The organism is Pseudomonas sp. LS44, from assembly GCF_024730785.1.
Lineage (GTDB): Bacteria > Pseudomonadota > Gammaproteobacteria > Pseudomonadales > Pseudomonadaceae > Aquipseudomonas.
Genome location: NZ_CP102830.1, coordinates 2,573,644 through 2,588,467, shown reverse-complemented (window position 1 = coordinate 2,588,467; position 14,824 = coordinate 2,573,644). Strand labels below are relative to the sequence as shown.

General features: G+C 61.7%; 14 protein-coding genes. 10 read left to right on the top strand and 4 right to left on the bottom strand.

All coding sequences use genetic code 11. The features are described 5' to 3' along the window. Positions 1–43 precede the first annotated feature (43 nt). Entirely contained in the window at positions 44–964 is a 921-nt protein-coding gene (prmB, locus tag NVV93_RS11480) for a 50S ribosomal protein L3 N(5)-glutamine methyltransferase (protein ID WP_375162881.1), read from the top strand. 181 nt (positions 965–1,145) lie between these two features. On the opposite strand, the gene NVV93_RS11475 is transcribed toward prmB, so the two are convergent. Together NVV93_RS11475 and NVV93_RS11470 are read right to left on the bottom strand one after the other, a co-directional pair. After that, complete coding sequence (locus NVV93_RS11475) at positions 1,146–1,931, bottom strand: hypothetical protein (RefSeq protein WP_258250782.1); 786 nt, start codon at positions 1,929–1,931, stop codon at positions 1,146–1,148. 60 nt (positions 1,932–1,991) lie between these two features. Then, positions 1,992–2,963, bottom strand: coding sequence for a S9 family peptidase (locus NVV93_RS11470; RefSeq protein ID WP_258250781.1), 972 nt, complete (start codon positions 2,961–2,963; stop codon positions 1,992–1,994). A gap of 129 nt (positions 2,964–3,092) precedes the next feature. On the opposite strand from NVV93_RS11470, the gene aroC reads away from it, so the two are divergent. The 3 genes from aroC to NVV93_RS11455 all read left to right on the top strand — a co-directional run bounded on the left by aroC (position 3,093) and on the right by NVV93_RS11455 (position 5,981). Continuing rightward, positions 3,093–4,184, top strand: coding sequence for a chorismate synthase (aroC, locus tag NVV93_RS11465; RefSeq protein WP_258250780.1), 1,092 nt, complete (start codon positions 3,093–3,095; stop codon positions 4,182–4,184). An 85-nt stretch (positions 4,185–4,269) separates the two neighbouring features. Further along, positions 4,270–5,433 carry an MFS transporter gene (locus tag NVV93_RS11460; RefSeq protein WP_258250779.1) on the top strand — a complete coding sequence of 388 codons (1,164 nt, stop codon included), beginning with the start codon at positions 4,270–4,272 and terminating at the stop codon, positions 5,431–5,433. After that, positions 5,433–5,981: an acireductone dioxygenase gene (locus NVV93_RS11455; RefSeq protein ID WP_258250778.1), complete on the top strand. Its 549-nt coding sequence runs from the start codon at positions 5,433–5,435 to the stop codon at positions 5,979–5,981. Before NVV93_RS11460 ends, NVV93_RS11455 begins: the two co-directional genes overlap by 1 nt. Before the next feature lie 8 nt (positions 5,982–5,989). Here NVV93_RS11455 and NVV93_RS11450 read toward each other — a convergent pair whose 3' ends face one another. Together NVV93_RS11450 and NVV93_RS11445 are read right to left on the bottom strand one after the other, a co-directional pair. Next, positions 5,990–6,463 (bottom strand): methylated-DNA--[protein]-cysteine S-methyltransferase, encoded by a 474-nt coding sequence (locus NVV93_RS11450; RefSeq protein ID WP_258250777.1) that lies wholly within the window; start codon positions 6,461–6,463, stop codon positions 5,990–5,992. A gap of 2 nt (positions 6,464–6,465) precedes the next feature. Next, complete coding sequence (locus NVV93_RS11445; RefSeq protein WP_258250776.1) at positions 6,466–7,362, bottom strand: DNA-3-methyladenine glycosylase; 897 nt, start codon at positions 7,360–7,362, stop codon at positions 6,466–6,468. A 276-nt stretch (positions 7,363–7,638) separates the two neighbouring features. Here NVV93_RS11445 and NVV93_RS11440 point away from each other — a divergent pair, with 276 nt between their 5' ends. The 6 genes from NVV93_RS11440 (at position 7,639) to NVV93_RS11415 (ending at position 14,798) form a co-directional block, all read left to right on the top strand. Then, positions 7,639–9,729, top strand: coding sequence for an LTA synthase family protein (locus NVV93_RS11440; RefSeq protein WP_258250775.1), 2,091 nt, complete (start codon positions 7,639–7,641; stop codon positions 9,727–9,729). Positions 9,730–9,989: 260 nt separating this feature from the next. After that, entirely contained in the window at positions 9,990–11,462 is a 1,473-nt protein-coding gene (locus NVV93_RS11435; protein WP_258250774.1) for an NAD(P)/FAD-dependent oxidoreductase, read from the top strand. Beyond that, complete coding sequence (locus NVV93_RS11430) at positions 11,446–12,384, top strand: alpha/beta hydrolase (protein WP_258250773.1); 939 nt, start codon at positions 11,446–11,448, stop codon at positions 12,382–12,384. Before NVV93_RS11435 ends, NVV93_RS11430 begins: the two co-directional genes overlap by 17 nt. A 2-nt stretch (positions 12,385–12,386) precedes the next feature. Continuing rightward, entirely contained in the window at positions 12,387–13,148 is a 762-nt protein-coding gene (locus NVV93_RS11425; RefSeq protein WP_258250772.1) for an SDR family oxidoreductase, read from the top strand. A gap of 462 nt (positions 13,149–13,610) precedes the next feature. Beyond that, the gene (locus NVV93_RS11420) at positions 13,611–13,949 is read left to right on the top strand and encodes a ribonuclease E inhibitor RraB (RefSeq protein ID WP_258250771.1); all 339 of its coding nucleotides are present in this window, start codon (positions 13,611–13,613) and stop codon (positions 13,947–13,949) included. A gap of 132 nt (positions 13,950–14,081) precedes the next feature. Then, positions 14,082–14,798: a type 1 glutamine amidotransferase gene (locus NVV93_RS11415; protein ID WP_258250770.1), complete on the top strand. Its 717-nt coding sequence runs from the start codon at positions 14,082–14,084 to the stop codon at positions 14,796–14,798. Positions 14,799–14,824: the final 26 nt, after the last annotated feature.

Genomic DNA, 14,824 nt, shown 5'->3' with positions numbered 1-14,824 from the left:
CCCTGCGCTCTAGAATGCCCGCCTGCTCTCTGGAGATCCCGCCGTGCTTGCTTCCTCGTCGCACCTGCGCACCTTGCGCGACCATATTCGCTGGGCCGTCAGCCGCTTTCATAGCGAAGGCCTGTTCTTTGGCCACGGCACCGACAATGCCTGGGATGATGCACGCCAGCTGGTACTCGGCGCCTTGCACCTGCCGTGGGAGATCGCCGACGCCTATCTCGACTGCCGATTGGAGGACGACGAGCGCGAGCATGTGCAAACGCTGCTCGCTCGGCGTATCGAGGAACGCATCCCAACCGCCTACTTGCTGGGCGAGGCCTGGTTCTGCGGATTGTCCTTCGCCGTCGACGAGCGCGTCCTGGTCCCACGCTCACCCATCGCTGAGCTGATCCCGCAGCATTTCGCGCCGTGGCTGCCGCACGAACCGGCACGGATTCTCGATCTGTGTACCGGCTCCGGCTGCATCGGCATTGCCTGCGCGTACCAATTTCCGCAGGCCGAAGTGGTGCTTGCCGATTTGTCCTTCGAGGCGTTGGAAGTCGCCTACCAGAATGTCGAGCGGCATGAGCTGGAAGAGCGCGTGTACACGGTGCAGGGCGACGGTTTTGCCGGCTTGCCGGGCCAGCGCTTCGATCTGATCGTCTCCAACCCGCCGTATGTCGATGCCGAAGACTTCGCCGACATGCCAGCCGAATACCAGCATGAGCCTGAGCTGGGCCTGGCCTGCGGGGCCGATGGTCTGGACTTGGTGCGGCGCATGCTGGCCGAGGCGGCCGATCATCTGAGCGAGCAGGGTTTGCTGATTGTCGAAGTCGGCAACAGCCAAGTGCATGTCGAAGCGCTATACCCGGAAGTGGATTTCACCTGGTTGGAGTTCGCCCAAGGCGGGCACGGGGTGTTCCTACTCGCCGCCGCGCAATGCCGCGAGCATCAGGAGCTGTTCCGCTCACGCCTCAATCCATAGCCCGGCGCAGCGCAGCCAGCAACCTTGGAGCCTGTCTACGATCTGCTCCGCGTCGGCCAAACTGCGTTGAAAACGGCTTCGGAATGCTCATTTACAGTTCGTAAACTCCATTTCCTCAGCCGTTTTCGCGGGGCCGCCTAGCCCTTGTTTGGCTCTAGCTCGCGAGATCGTAAACAGGCTCTTAGCGCGTGGCGATCCAGATCAGCAGCCCGGCCTGGAACACCGCGAAGGCCACCAGGCAGGTGATTGTGAAGCGCAGGGTGCCGTCTTCGCGGCGCAGCACGGCAATCCGCTCGTCCAGCTTGCGGATTTTGACTTCCTGCTCCTGCAGGTTGCGGTCGGCTTGTTCGAGCATAGCGGCCGCATCCTGCAAGGCCACGACTTGTACCTTGTCCTTATGCCAGTCGCTGTGCAGCGCGTTGACCCGCTCGGCGCTGTATTGCGCCTTGAGTTGCAAGGTATCCAGATAGCTCAACTCAAAGCCCTGAGCCTGCAAGAAGTGATCGCGACGGGCGCGTGCGTCGTCGCCGAGCGCATCCTTGATCCCTAGAGCCCCGCCCTCGACGCGGTAGTGCGCCCAGCGCTGTTTGGCCCAGGCGATGCCTTGACCGAGCAGAAAACGTCCGAGTCCGCGATTTTGCGGTTCAACCTGCAAATGGCTGTCGGAGCCGAAACGGACTTCCTTGCTGCGGTGGTCGGCCCAAATATCCAGCACGTTCTGCTCCCGCCGCACTCGCTGGCCGGGTAGTTGGATAGTCAGGCGCAGCAAGCTCTGCGTCGGACTATGCCGCTCAGCACGCCCGAGTTGCACGAAACGTAGCGGCCGCATGCCGGTATCCCGGTCGGTCGGCAACGGCGCCAGGCGCAGCAGATGGAATTGTTCCGGCTCGAGCTCGGCCCAGAGGTTTGGCTGGGTAGCGGCGACGCCGGCTTCTGCCTCGGTGGTGGATGGGGCGATTTCAGTCATATAGGCAACGTCCTGGTACGTTGATGCCAGGTTATAGAAGCCTTATCGGCAAGTCGTTGTCTAGCTAGATGCTGTCGATGTGCTATTACGTCGAATGAAGTCGATGATGCCATTGGCCAATTGCAGCGCCAGCGGCAGTTTTGGATCGTTGTACGACGCCATCTGCCGTTGCGGATCGTCCGAGACGATGCGCAGCACGTGGTTCATGCCTGGAATCAGCAGTAGCTCAGCGTCCGGCTTGGAGGCCTGCAACGCTTCGGCGTCTTTGATACCGACTTGGATATCGTGGCTGCCCTGGATGATCAGCGCCGGGATGCGCAATTGCGCGAAAGCCGCGGCCGGATCGTAACCAAACAGCGAAATCAGATAAGGCTGCACGCTGGGGCGGAAGATGACTTGCAGCTCATCGGGCACCTCGTCGTCGGGTTGACCGGCCTTGAGGCTGGCGATTATGTCCATGCTGCGCGCCAGCAGCCGTGGTGGCAGGCGATTGCCGAGTTGCTCGCGGAGCACTTGGTCAATTGGCCGCGCGCTGCCGGCAATCGATACCAGCGCATCGGCACCGGCCCCGCTGGCGGCCAGACTGGCGATCAAGGCGCCTTCGCTGTGGCCGATCAACACCAGTTCGCTGAAGCGCGGGTCAGTCTTGATCAACCGGCCCCAGGCCACGGCATCGCTGACATAACGTTCGACGCTCAGATTGCGCTCGTCCGGCGTAGCGGGCTGACTGGCGGCCACGCCGCGTTTGTCGTAGCGCACGCTGGCGATGCCGTGACGCGCCAACACCTGCGCCAACAACTTGAGGCTGTCGTTGTTGCCGCCACCGGGGTTGTTGCCATTGCGGTCGGTCGGCCCTGAGCCGGCGATCAACAGCGCGACAGGCACGGCTTGCGGGGTTTTGGGTAGCAGCAGGGTGCCGTACAGCGTGCCCGCGCCGGTATCCAACTCGAGCGGCCGTTGCAGTACGGTAAGCGGCGTGGCCTGGGCTAGGCTGGCGAACAGAGAAAAACTCAAGGCAAGCACTCGTAACATACAGGTTCGACTTCCAGGGAGCTTGGCGGCTTGGACGCGTCGGCTCGGATAAGGTTCGTGGGTGAACTGCACGGGCGCGGCGGGTATACTCCGAGCCCTTGTTTTTGGCTGATTCGCGGAGCGCCCTGCATGTCCGGCAACACTTACGGCAAGCTGTTTACCGTCACCACCGCCGGCGAAAGCCACGGCCCGGCCCTGGTCGCGATCGTCGATGGCTGCCCGCCGGGTCTTGAGCTGTCGCTGGAGGATCTGCAACGCGACCTCAATCGCCGCAAGCCAGGCACCAGCCGTCACACGACCCAGCGCCAGGAAGACGACGAGGTGGAAATCCTCTCCGGCGTATTCGAAGGCAAGACGACTGGTTGTCCAATCGGCCTGCTGATCCGCAATACCGACCAGAAGTCTAAGGACTACTCGGCGATCAAGGATCTGTTCCGTCCGGCCCATGCCGATTACACCTACCACCACAAGTATGGCATCCGCGACTACCGCGGCGGTGGCCGTAGTTCGGCGCGGGAAACCGCGATGCGCGTGGCGGCTGGCGCCATCGCCAAGAAATACCTGGCGACTCTCGGCATTCAGGTGCGCGGCTACATGAGCCAGCTCGGTCCGATCGAGATTCCCTTCAAGACCTGGGACAGCGTCGAGCAGAACGCGTTTTTCAGCCCCGACCCGGACAAAGTTGCGGAGCTCGAAGCCTATATGGACCAACTGCGCCGCGATCAGGACTCGGTCGGGGCGAAGATCACCGTAGTTGCCGAGGGCGTGCCGCCGGGGCTCGGTGAGCCAATTTTCGACCGTCTGGACGCCGAACTGGCCCATGCGCTGATGTGTATCAATGCCGTCAAAGGCGTGGAGATTGGCGCCGGATTTGCCAGTGTCGCCCAGCGTGGCACCGAGCATCGCGACGAGATGACGCCAGAGGGTTTCCTCAGCAACAACGCCGGCGGTATTCTCGGCGGGATTTCCTCCGGTCAGCCGATTGTCGCCAATCTGGCGCTCAAGCCGACCTCGAGCATCACCACGCCGGGTCGCTCGATCGACATCAACGGCAACCCGGTAGATGTCATCACCAAGGGCCGCCACGACCCGTGCGTGGGTATTCGCGCCACGCCAATCGCCGAGGCGATGATGGCCATCGTGCTGATGGATCATCTGCTGCGCCATCGCGGACAAAATGCCGGGGTCAGCGTCAGCACTCCGGTATTGCCGCAGCTTTGATCGGGACCCTGGTTGGAGTGCAGCGATACTCAGCGCGGCCTGTGTTGGGTATCGCTATGCTCCATCCAACCTACGTGATGTCCTGATGTCCTCCGCATTGCCTTACTGGCGTCTGTCCAGCTTCTACTGGTTCTATTTCTCCCTGCTAGGCGCCACGGCGCCGTTCTTGGCGTTGTATTTCCACCACCTGGGTTTCTCCAGCGCGCGGATTGGCGAGCTGGTGGCGATTCCCATGCTGATGCGTTGTGTGGCGCCGAATCTGTGGGGCTGGCTCGGCGACAAGACCGGCCAGCGCTTGGCGATCGTGCGCTTCGGCGCGTTCTGCACGCTGCTGTGCTTTGGCGGGATTTTCATCAGTCACAGTTACGCCTGGCTGGCGCTGATCATGGCGCTGCACGCGTTCTTCTGGCATGCGGTGCTGCCGCAGTTCGAAGTGATCACCCTCGCGCATCTCAAGGATCAGGCATCGCGCTACAGCCAGGTGCGTTTGTGGGGCAGCGTCGGCTTCATCGTTACCGTAGTCGGCCTGGGTAAATTGTTCGATTTGTTCAGCCTGGATGCGTATCCCTGGGCACTAATAGGGATCATGGCGGGCATCGTGGTGAGCAGTTGCTGGGTGCCCAACGCGCAGCCTGAGTACCACAGCGAGCAGGCTGGAGCAGGCGGTTTTCTCCAGCAGCTACAGCGTCCTGGTGTGTTGGCGTTTTATGCCAGTGTGGCGCTGATGCAGCTCAGTCATGGCCCGTACTACACCTTTTTGACCCTGCACCTCGAGAGCCTCGGTTACGCACGCAGCCTGATCGGCCAGCTGTGGGCGCTGGGCGTGGTGGCCGAGGTGATTCTGTTTATGGTGATGAATCGCCTGCTGGTACGCTTTTCCCTGCGCCAGGTGCTGCTCGCCAGCTTCCTGCTCGCCGCGCTGCGCTGGTTGTTGCTGGGTAATTTTGCCGATCATCTGCTCGTGCTGCTGTTTGCCCAGCTGCTGCATGCGGCAACCTTCGGCAGCTTTCACGCGGCGGCGATTCACTTCGTCCAAGGCAGCTTCGGTGCTCGCCAGCAAGGTCAGGGTCAGGCGCTGTACGCGGCGATGGCCGGGATTGGCGGGGCGCTCGGTGCGTTGTATTCCGGCTACAGCTGGAACACCCTCGGACCGGCCTGGACCTTCGGCCTGGCGAGCCTGGCGGCATTGGCCGCCGCCGTGATGATCATCCTTCGATTGCCGCCACCCTCCAGCCTGGAGCGCACCTGATGAGCTGCCTTACCGTTTATGCAGAAACTTCTCCCGAGCAGCCCAACAAGCTGTTGACCCATGGCGAGGACATCACCGCGACACTGGCCGAGATCGGTGTGCGTTTCGAGCGTTGGCAGACGCAGACGCCGCTCTCGCGGGATTCCAGCCACGCCGAGTTGCTCGCCGCGTATCAGCCACACATTGACCAACTTCGCGACGAGTGTGGCTATCGCGCCAGCGAAGTGCTCAGTGTGACTCGCGAGCATCGGCAAAAAGACGAGCTGTGCGCCAAGCTGCTCGACGAGCACCGGCGCGAGCAGGATGAAGTGTGCTTCTTCGTCAGTGGACGCGGGTTGTACAGCGTGCACGTCAATGGCTACGTCTTTTCCCTGCTGTGCGAGAAGGGCGATTTGCTGGTGATTCCGGCCGGCATCCGCCACTGGTTCGACCTGGGCGAGCAACCGCATTGCATCGCCATTCGCCTGAGCGGCGGCGACGATGGCGCGGTGGAGCTCACCGGTGAGGACATCGCCAGCCGCTTCCCGCGCCTGGATGACCAGATATAGGTGACTGGCTAGAGCAGCCAGGCACCTTCCAGCTGCAGCAACAGTTGTTTGCGCTCCAGTCCGCCGGCATAGCCGGTCAGCGTGCCGTTACTGCCGATCACCCGGTGGCAGGGGATGATGATGGCCAGCGGATTGGCACCATTGGCGGTGCCCACCGCCCGCACAGCCGCAGGCTTGGCGATATGCCGGGCGAGTTCGGCGTAGCTCCAGGTGCGCCCGTAGGGGATTTCTTGCAGAGCCTGCCAAATCTGGCGCTGAAACGCCGTACCGGCTGGCGCCAGACGCAGCTCGAAACGCTCGCGCTGACCGGCGAAGTATTCATCCAGCTGCCGGCAGACGTCGTCCAGTTCACCTTGATCGGCCTGCCAGCCGTGGACCAGCTCCCAGGCTCGGGCCGCATCCATATGCAATAGCCGCAGGCCCTGTTCGTCGCCGGCAATCAGCAATTTGCCAAGTGGGCTGTGGTGATAGCGGTAATGCATGCTCAATCCTCCGCGTAGCTGTGCCAGAGATACACCGCCGCATAGGCGCGCCAGGGCCGCCAGCATTCGGCGCGCTCGGCCAAGGCGCGCGGGCGGATGCCGGCGCTGCCCCATAGAGGCGCTTTGAGCAGGCCCAGATCGGCGGTGGGAAACGCGTCCGCCGCCCCGAAGGCGCGCAAGGCAATGTACTCCGCGGTCCACGGGCCGATGCCGGGCAGGGCGCAGAGACGCTCGACCAAAGTCTCGACCCCCTCATCGATAGTCAGCCGCAATTCGCCGCAGGCCACCGCGCGGGCGAAGTTGCGCAGCGTTTGTGCACGCTTGCCGGGCATGCCGATGTTGGCCAGCACGTCGTCGGCCAACGCTTGCGGCGTGGGGAACAACCACATCGGCTCGCCATCCGGGGTTTGCGTGAGCGGGGTGCCGAGACGTTGCACCAGGCGCCCGGTGATAGTCACGGCGGCCTTGACGGTAACCTGCTGGCCGACGATGGCGCGCACCGCCTGCTCGAATGGGTCGAAGGCCATGGGCAAACGCAAACTCGGCGCGCGGGCGATCAGTTCGGCGAGCAGTGGATCACGGCGCAGGTGCGTGAGGATGGTCTCCAGTTCGGCATCCAGGTCGAACATCCGACGTACCTGGGCGCTCAGCTGATCGATCAAGTCCGCGCATCCAGGGCCGACGCTCAGCTCGAGGGTGTTTTGCCCGGCCAGCGGGCGTACGCCAAACCAACCACCGCGCTCGCCAAGCCGGAAGCTGCGCGTATAGCCGAGCGGAGTCAGGCGCTCGACGCCGGCCAAGCGGCGCAAGGCAAAATGGCCATGGAACTGCTGCCAATTCAGCGGGCTGCCACACGCCAGTTGGACCACGGAGGAGGTGAGGGGCGTTGTCGTGTTCATCGGCAGACGATACCGCCGTCGATAAGGCTTGTCGCTCCGGATCTGGGGATCGAATTCGCGCCATGTCCCGGAGCAGGAACGGTCGCCATGACAAAATTTTCACAGTCCTATCGGCAATGTTTCGCGTTTGCTAGCTGACCTATCGGGTTGCCCACGCGGTATGCTCCAGCTACTTGCGCGCGGCGCTCATCCTATTCGCAGTGCCAGTCACCTGCCCGGATGCGCTCCCCGTTGCATCGATATCAACCGCCCATAGAACACGGATCCTGACCCAGCATGACCCCGAAGGATGTTCCCAGCCGCCAGCCTTTTTCCTCGCGCCTAGCCAATCCCACCCTCAAAAGTCACCTCACGTTCACCTTGCTGAGTGGGTTGGCGCTGTTGCTGATGTACACCCTGATGCGCGTCGCACTGCTGGTGTACAACCGTGAGCTGATCGGCGACTCGCCGGTCGCCACGTTTGTCGAGGCGTTCTACAACGGCCTGCGTTTCGATGCCCGCGTCGTGATGTATGCCTGCATACCGTTGTTGCTGTCGCTGCTCAGCGTGCGCGCCATGGCCGCGCGGGGCGTATTGCGAATTTGGTTGACGGGTTTCGCCAGCATCACCTTGTTCCTCGGCCTGGCGGAGCTGGATTTCTATCGTGAATTCCACCAGCGCCTGAATAGTCTGGTGTTCCAGTACTTCGAGGAAGACACCAAAACCGTCGCCAGCATGGTCTGGAATGGTTTCCCGGTCGGCCGTTACCTGCTGGCCTGGGCAGTGGCGACCTGGCTGCTGTATCAGCTGTTCAAGCGTCTCGATCTGCTCAGCCGGCCAGCGTCGAGCGTTGCGGCAAACCGTGTTGGTCGATCCAGTGCGCCCTGGTATTGGCGCGTGACGGCCTTCGTAGTGTGCTTGCTGGTGACGGTGATCGTCGCCCGTGGCCATGTGCGCCAAGGCCCGCCGCTGCGCTGGGGCGACGCCTACACCACCGATTCGATGTTCGCCAATCAGCTCGGCCTGAACGGCACTCTGACGCTGATTTCGGCAGCCCAGGCAAGCTTCTCGCCACATCGCGACAACGCCTGGAAGTCGACCATGCAGGACCAGCAGGCGCTTGAAACGGTGCGCAAGCTGCTGCTGACCCCGCACGATCAGCTGATCGACGCCGATACCGCGGCGATCCGTCGTGAGTACACGCCGCCGGCCGACGGCACGCTGCCGATTCGCAACGTGGTGGTGATCCTCATGGAAAGCTTTGCCGGCCACTCGGTCGGCGCACTGGGCAGTCCGATCAAAGGCATCACGCCGAATTTTGACAAACTGGCCAAGGAGGGTTTGCTGTTCGACCGCTTCTTCTCCAACGGCACCCATACCCATCAGGGCATGTTCGCCACCATGGCGTGTTTCCCCAACCTGCCCAGTTTCGAATACCTGATGCGGACGCCGGAAGGCGCGCATCAATTCTCTGGTTTGCCGCAGCTGCTCAGTGCCCGCGGCTTCGACAACCTGTACGTCTACAACGGTAACTTCCAGTGGGACAACCAGTCGGGTTTCTTCAGCAACCAGGGCATGACCAACTTCGTCGGCCGCGAGGATTTCGTTAATCCGGTATTCATGGACCCGACCTGGGGCGTATCCGACCAGGACATGTTCAACCGCGGCGCCGAAGAGCTGCTCAAACTCGGCACGCAGAAGCCGTTCTACGCACTCTTGCAAACGCTTTCCAACCACACACCGTACGCACTACCGACGCAATTGCCGGTCGAGCCGGTGACTGGCTATGGCTCGCTGGATGAGCACCTCACGGCCATGCGCTATTCCGATTGGGCGCTAGGGCAATTCTTCGAGAAAGCGCGTCAGGCGCCGTATTTCAAGGACACCCTGTTCGTGGTCGTTGGCGACCATGGCTTTGGCGGTGATCGCCAGTTGACGGAAATGGACCTGTTCCGTTTCAACGTGCCGTTGCTGCTCATCGCGCCGGGTATTCAGGAAAAATTCGGCACCGTCAGCCACACCGTCGGCACGCAAGTCGACGTCGTGCCGACCATCATGGGCCGTTTGGGTGGTCAGGTCCGCCATCAGTGCTGGGGCCGCGACCTGCTCAATCTGCCCGAAGGCGACCACGGCATTGGCGTGATCAAGCCCTCGGGCGGCGAACAGACTGTCGCCCTCGTCACTCCCGAACGCATCCTGATTCAGCCCAAGGGCTTCGAGCCGCGCTTGTATGCCTACCAACTTGGCGCTGACGCCAAGGCCGAGCGGATTGATGGCGAGATCGACCCGGAGCTGAAAAAGCAGCTTGAGGCCTTCCTGCAGACTGCCACCAAGAGCTTGCTGGACAACACCGCCGGTGTGGTGAATGGCAAGTCGGCCAAGGACTGATCAACCGTAGCGATGAAAAAGGAGCCGTCAGGCTCCTTTTTTATGGGCGACAGGGCAGGGCAATACGCTGAATTCACCGCCGTTATGACGGAGTAATTCGTAGCGATAGTGTCCTTGCCTCAACCGCACCTGGGTGCTCGCATCTCTCATAGCGTCTGTTAAAGCGCTCATTACCCGATTGCGCAGTTGTGGAGTAATCTGGCACTTTCGTACAAATAACCACCGCGCCTGTCTAGCGTGGGTATTTCAGGGATAAAACAATGACAACAATCCCCCAGCCTCTCGCGCCTTTGCGGGTATTGATTATCGGCGCCGGCTTTGCCGGTCTTGGTCTGGCGATTCTTCTGCAGCGCGCGGGCATCCATAATTACCTGATCCTCGAGAAGGCCGACGAGGTAGGCGGAACCTGGCGCGACAACAGCTATCCGGGCGCCGCCTGCGATATTCATTCGCATCTTTACTCTTTTTCTTTTGCGCCCAAAAACGACTGGTCACGCAAGTTCGCGCCGCAATCGGAAATTCTCGCCTATCAGCGACAGCTGGCCGACGAGCACGGCCTGCGCCCGCATATCCGCTTCGGTGTCGAGGTGGTGGAGGCGGCGTTCGATGAGGCGGCGGGTGTATGGCAGGTCACCAGCGATAGCGGGGAGCTATTTACTGCTCAAGCCTTGGTCAGCGCCTGTGGGCAACTCAACCGGCCGGCGTATCCGCAGCTGTCGGGAATCGAAAAATTTTCCGGCGAGGTGTTTCATTCAGCGCGCTGGAATCACGCTTATGATCTGAGCGGCAAGCGGGTGGCGGTGATTGGCACGGGTGCCAGCGCCATCCAGTTCGTGCCGCAGATCGCCAGCCAGGTCGCGCAGTTGCATCTGTTTCAGCGCTCGGCCGCCTATGTGATTGCCAAGCCGGACCGCCCCTACAAGGCCTGGGAGTTGGCGGTCATGCGGCGCTTTCCTGCGGTGCAGAAGCTCGATCGCCTGCTCAAGTACATCCAGCACGAATCACGGGCGTTGGCGTTTTCGGTGTTTCCCTCGGTGATGAAGGTCATGCGCCTGGAGTTCCAGCGCCATCTGCGCCGCGGTATTGGCAATCCTGAGCTGCGCAAGAAACTCGATCCGGACTACCCGCTGGGCTGCAAGCGCATTCTGATTTCCAACGACTACTACCCGGCGCTGGCTAGGCCGAATGTCGAAGTAATCAGCGATCCGATCCGCGAAGTGACCGAACGTGGCGTAATCACCGCCGACGGTCAGGAGCGCGAGGTCGATGCGATCATCTATGGCACGGGCTTCGCCGCTACCGGATTTCTCGCGCCGATGCGCATCAGCGGACGCGCCGGGCAGACGCTCGACGAGGTCTGGCAGGCCGGCGCGGAAGCCTACTTGGGCATCAGCGTCAGCGGCTTCCCGAATCTCTTTCTGCTGTATGGGCCGAACACCAATCTCGGTCACAACTCGATTCTTTACATGCTCGAAAGCCAGTTCGCCTATGTGCTCGGTTGCTTACGGGCATTGGATCAGGGCCTGCGTTACCTGGATCTGAAACCTGAGGTGCAACAGCGTTTCAACCACAAACTGCAGCATCGGATCAGGCATACCGTCTGGGCTCAAGGCTGCACCAGCTGGTACCAGACCGCCGACGGCAAGAACACCAATAATTGGCCCGGTTTCACTCTCACTTACCGACACCACACGCGGCATCCGGAGTTTGTCGATTATGAATGCATTCGTTGAGTTCACTGCGCCTGCGCCGGAACAACCGCGGCGGCGCGCCATCATGCGCGGGGCGCTACGTCTGCTGTTTCGCAGTGTGGTGCGCCCGCCCGTGCCGATTGCCTGCCAGCGGCTGATTATTCGTGCGCTGACCTTCAAACCCACACGTATTTCCGGGGTGACGCGTACGTCGGCGGAACTGGCCGGGCGGCGCTGTGAGTGGCATCGCCCCCAGCACAGCGATGATGGCGTGTTGTTGTATTTGCATGGCGGCGCCTACCTGCTCGGCTCACCGGCTACCCACCGGCGTCTGTGTTCGATCCTGGCACGTAATGCCAGTGTATCGGTGTGCGCCCTGGACTACCGCTTGGCGCCCGAGCACCCGTATCCCGCCGCCCGTGAGGACGCGGTCGCCGCCTACCGGGCATTGCTGGATGCCGGCCATCGCCCCGAGCAGATTGCCATTGGTGGTGATTCGGCGGGAGGCAATCTCACCTTGATTACCGCTCAACGTTTATTGGCCGAAGGCTTGCCGTTACCGGCCGCATTGGTCTGCCTGTCGCCGTGGGCCGATGGTACGGGCGAGCATCTCTACGATCCGCCAGCCGGCGATCCACTGCTCAATCCTGCATGGCTGGACCAGGCTTTTCAGTTGTATCGCCCGGCACATATCCAGCACGACGACCCTGAGTTTTCCCCCTTGCATGGGCGATTTGAAGGGCTGCCGCCGCTGTTGATTCAGGTCGGTGAAGACGAAATGCTACTCAACGACAGCCTGCGGTTAGCTGAGCGAGCGACGGCTGCTGGGGTGAGCGTGCAGTTGGAGCGCTATCCGGAGTTGTGGCATGTGTTCCAGATGCATGTAGGTTCTCTCCGCGCTGCCGACCAGGCAGTAAGGCGGATTGCCAATTTCTTGCGCGCGCATATAAGCGTAGGAGGTTGATCATGCCCAACATTCTCATCACCGGCGCGGCGTCTGGTATCGGCGCGGCAACCGCGCGACTCTTCCATGCACGCGGCTGGGCCGTCGGTTTGTTGGATATCAATGCCCTGGCCGTCGCAGAGCTGGCACATGAGCTGGATGATTCCTGGCATGCCGCCTTGGATGTGACGGACGCGTCGGCTGCGGCGCAGGCGTTGGCGCAGTTCTGCGGCCATCACGATGGCCAGCTGCGGCTGTTATTCAATTGCGCCGGTATCTTGCGCTTCGGGTATTTCGAAGACATAGAACTGGCCGAGCATCTGCGAATTCTCGATATCAACGTGCGCGGCGTCCTGCAAATGAGCCATGCCGCCTTCATGTACCTGAAGGCCACGCCAGACGCCCAGGTAGTCAACATGGGCTCCGCTTCCGGTCTCTATGGCACGCCACACATGGCCAGTTACTCGGCCTCCAAGTTCGCGGTACGCGGCCTGACCGAGGCGCTGGATCTGGAGTGGCGCCGACACGATATCCGTGTCGGCGATATGATGCCGCCGTTTGTGCGTACGCCAATGGTCGACAGCCAGCGTTTCGAGCCGCCGACCTTGCGGCGCCTGGGGGTGACGCTCGCCGCCGAGGACGTTGCCGCGGCGGTTTGGCAGCAAGCGCACGCCGCAGCGGTGCACCGCCCGGTCAGTTGGACGTTCAAGCTGATGTATTGGTCCGGGCAGCTCGCGCCGGCCTGGCTGAATCGCTTGGTCATGGCCCGTTTGAGTCGCGAATAGAGCGATAAATCCATGGCGCCGCCTGTCGCGCATATTGGTAAATCCAAGGGCTAGCCGGCGGGCAGGGCTACCAGACGCTACCCTCAGCATGACGACACCCAATTATCAGGTGTCGTTGTATGCCGGCTGTTGACATAGAGAGCAGCCCAAGCCGGCTGTTGAAAAAACGTAGCGAGCGAAGGCTAGACAAGGCGCAACGACCAACGGGAGTAACAGCCGCAGGCTGGCCCGAAGGGTGAGCGCCAGTGAATAAATCAGGCGAAAAAGCGCAGTTTACAAGTGGTAAATGAGCATTTTGAGCCTGATTTCAACGCGGTATAGTCGAGCGCAGTAGTTTTTCAACGGCCTGCTAGCCGCTCGTGAAACGGGCGGGTACGCGCAGTGTGGGGAGCCGTGAAGCCAGCAGAGGCTTCGGGTTTCTGGAAAGCGGGAAATCCATCAATCGCTTGAGAGGAGGTGTTTATGACTACTGCCTTCCACGATGATGTCAGCAGTAAGGTGCTGCACCGCATGAAAGAAAGTGGATTCGACTTCAGCCGTTTTCATCCCATCGAGTTCTACGCCATCTTTCCCGACGAGGAGCGGGCCCGACTGGCGGCGAAGCAATTTCAAGGCGAGTCTCTCAACGCGCAGGTCAGTGTCCGCGATGGCGCCTGGCACCTGTCCATCAGCAAAGTGATGTACGCCACTTACGAAGGCATTGGCGATTTCGAACAGGATCTGGAATCGCTATTGGTGCCGCTCGGCGGGGTGCTCGATGGTTGGGGTGTAACGCAGGAACTCGGCGCCTCGCGCGCTTGAGTAACACCGCATAAGCGCCTAGTCGACGTCATTCCGGCCTTTGGCCGGGATGGCGCTCGTTTCAGCATTCGCTTCCGTAGACCCCTCACGGCGCGTGGTTTGCCTCACTCTGCACCGGGAGGTAATTCAGGCATGTCCGATATTCTGATCCTCACCCACGCCGATTTTTGTCCACCTGGTCATTTGGCCAGCCTGCTGGATGAGTGGCAGCTGGATTTCACCGTGCTACGCGTGGATCTCGGCGAGTTGGATGGCATCGATCTCGATGTGCCGAAGGCCGTGGCGCTGATGGGCGGGCCGATGAGCGTCAATGATCCGTTGCCGTGGCTGGCGACCGAAATTGCCGCCTTGCGCCACTTTATCCGCCGCGATATTCCGCTGATCGGCCACTGCCTGGGTGGTCAGCTATTAGCCAAGGCGCTGGATGCGCCGGTGCATCGCATGTCCTACCGGGAAGTCGGTTGGCACCCGCTATGCCGTTCGCCGCGAACGGCGGACAGCCCGTGGCTGGCCCATCTGGCCGACGAGTTCTGCGTTTATCAGTGGCATGGCGATACCTTCGATCTGCCGGTCGGCGCCGAACGCTTGCTATCCAGTCCGTGGTGTCGCAATCAGGCGTTTGCCTGGGGCGACAAGCTGCTGGCGCTGCAGGGCCATCCGGAAGTGACCGAGGAAATGGTCCGTCTCTGGCTCCGCGATGGGGCCCACCTTCTGGATGAAAGCCAACCCAGCCAGCAGAGCGTGAGGCAAATGCTCAGCGACTTGCCCAGCAAGGTCGCCACGCTCCATCAGGTCGCCGAGGGCTTCTATCGCCATTGGCTGCAACTGGCGGAGTTGAGCCGCCCCTGAGGTTGCAGCGCGTGTCCCGCTGACGG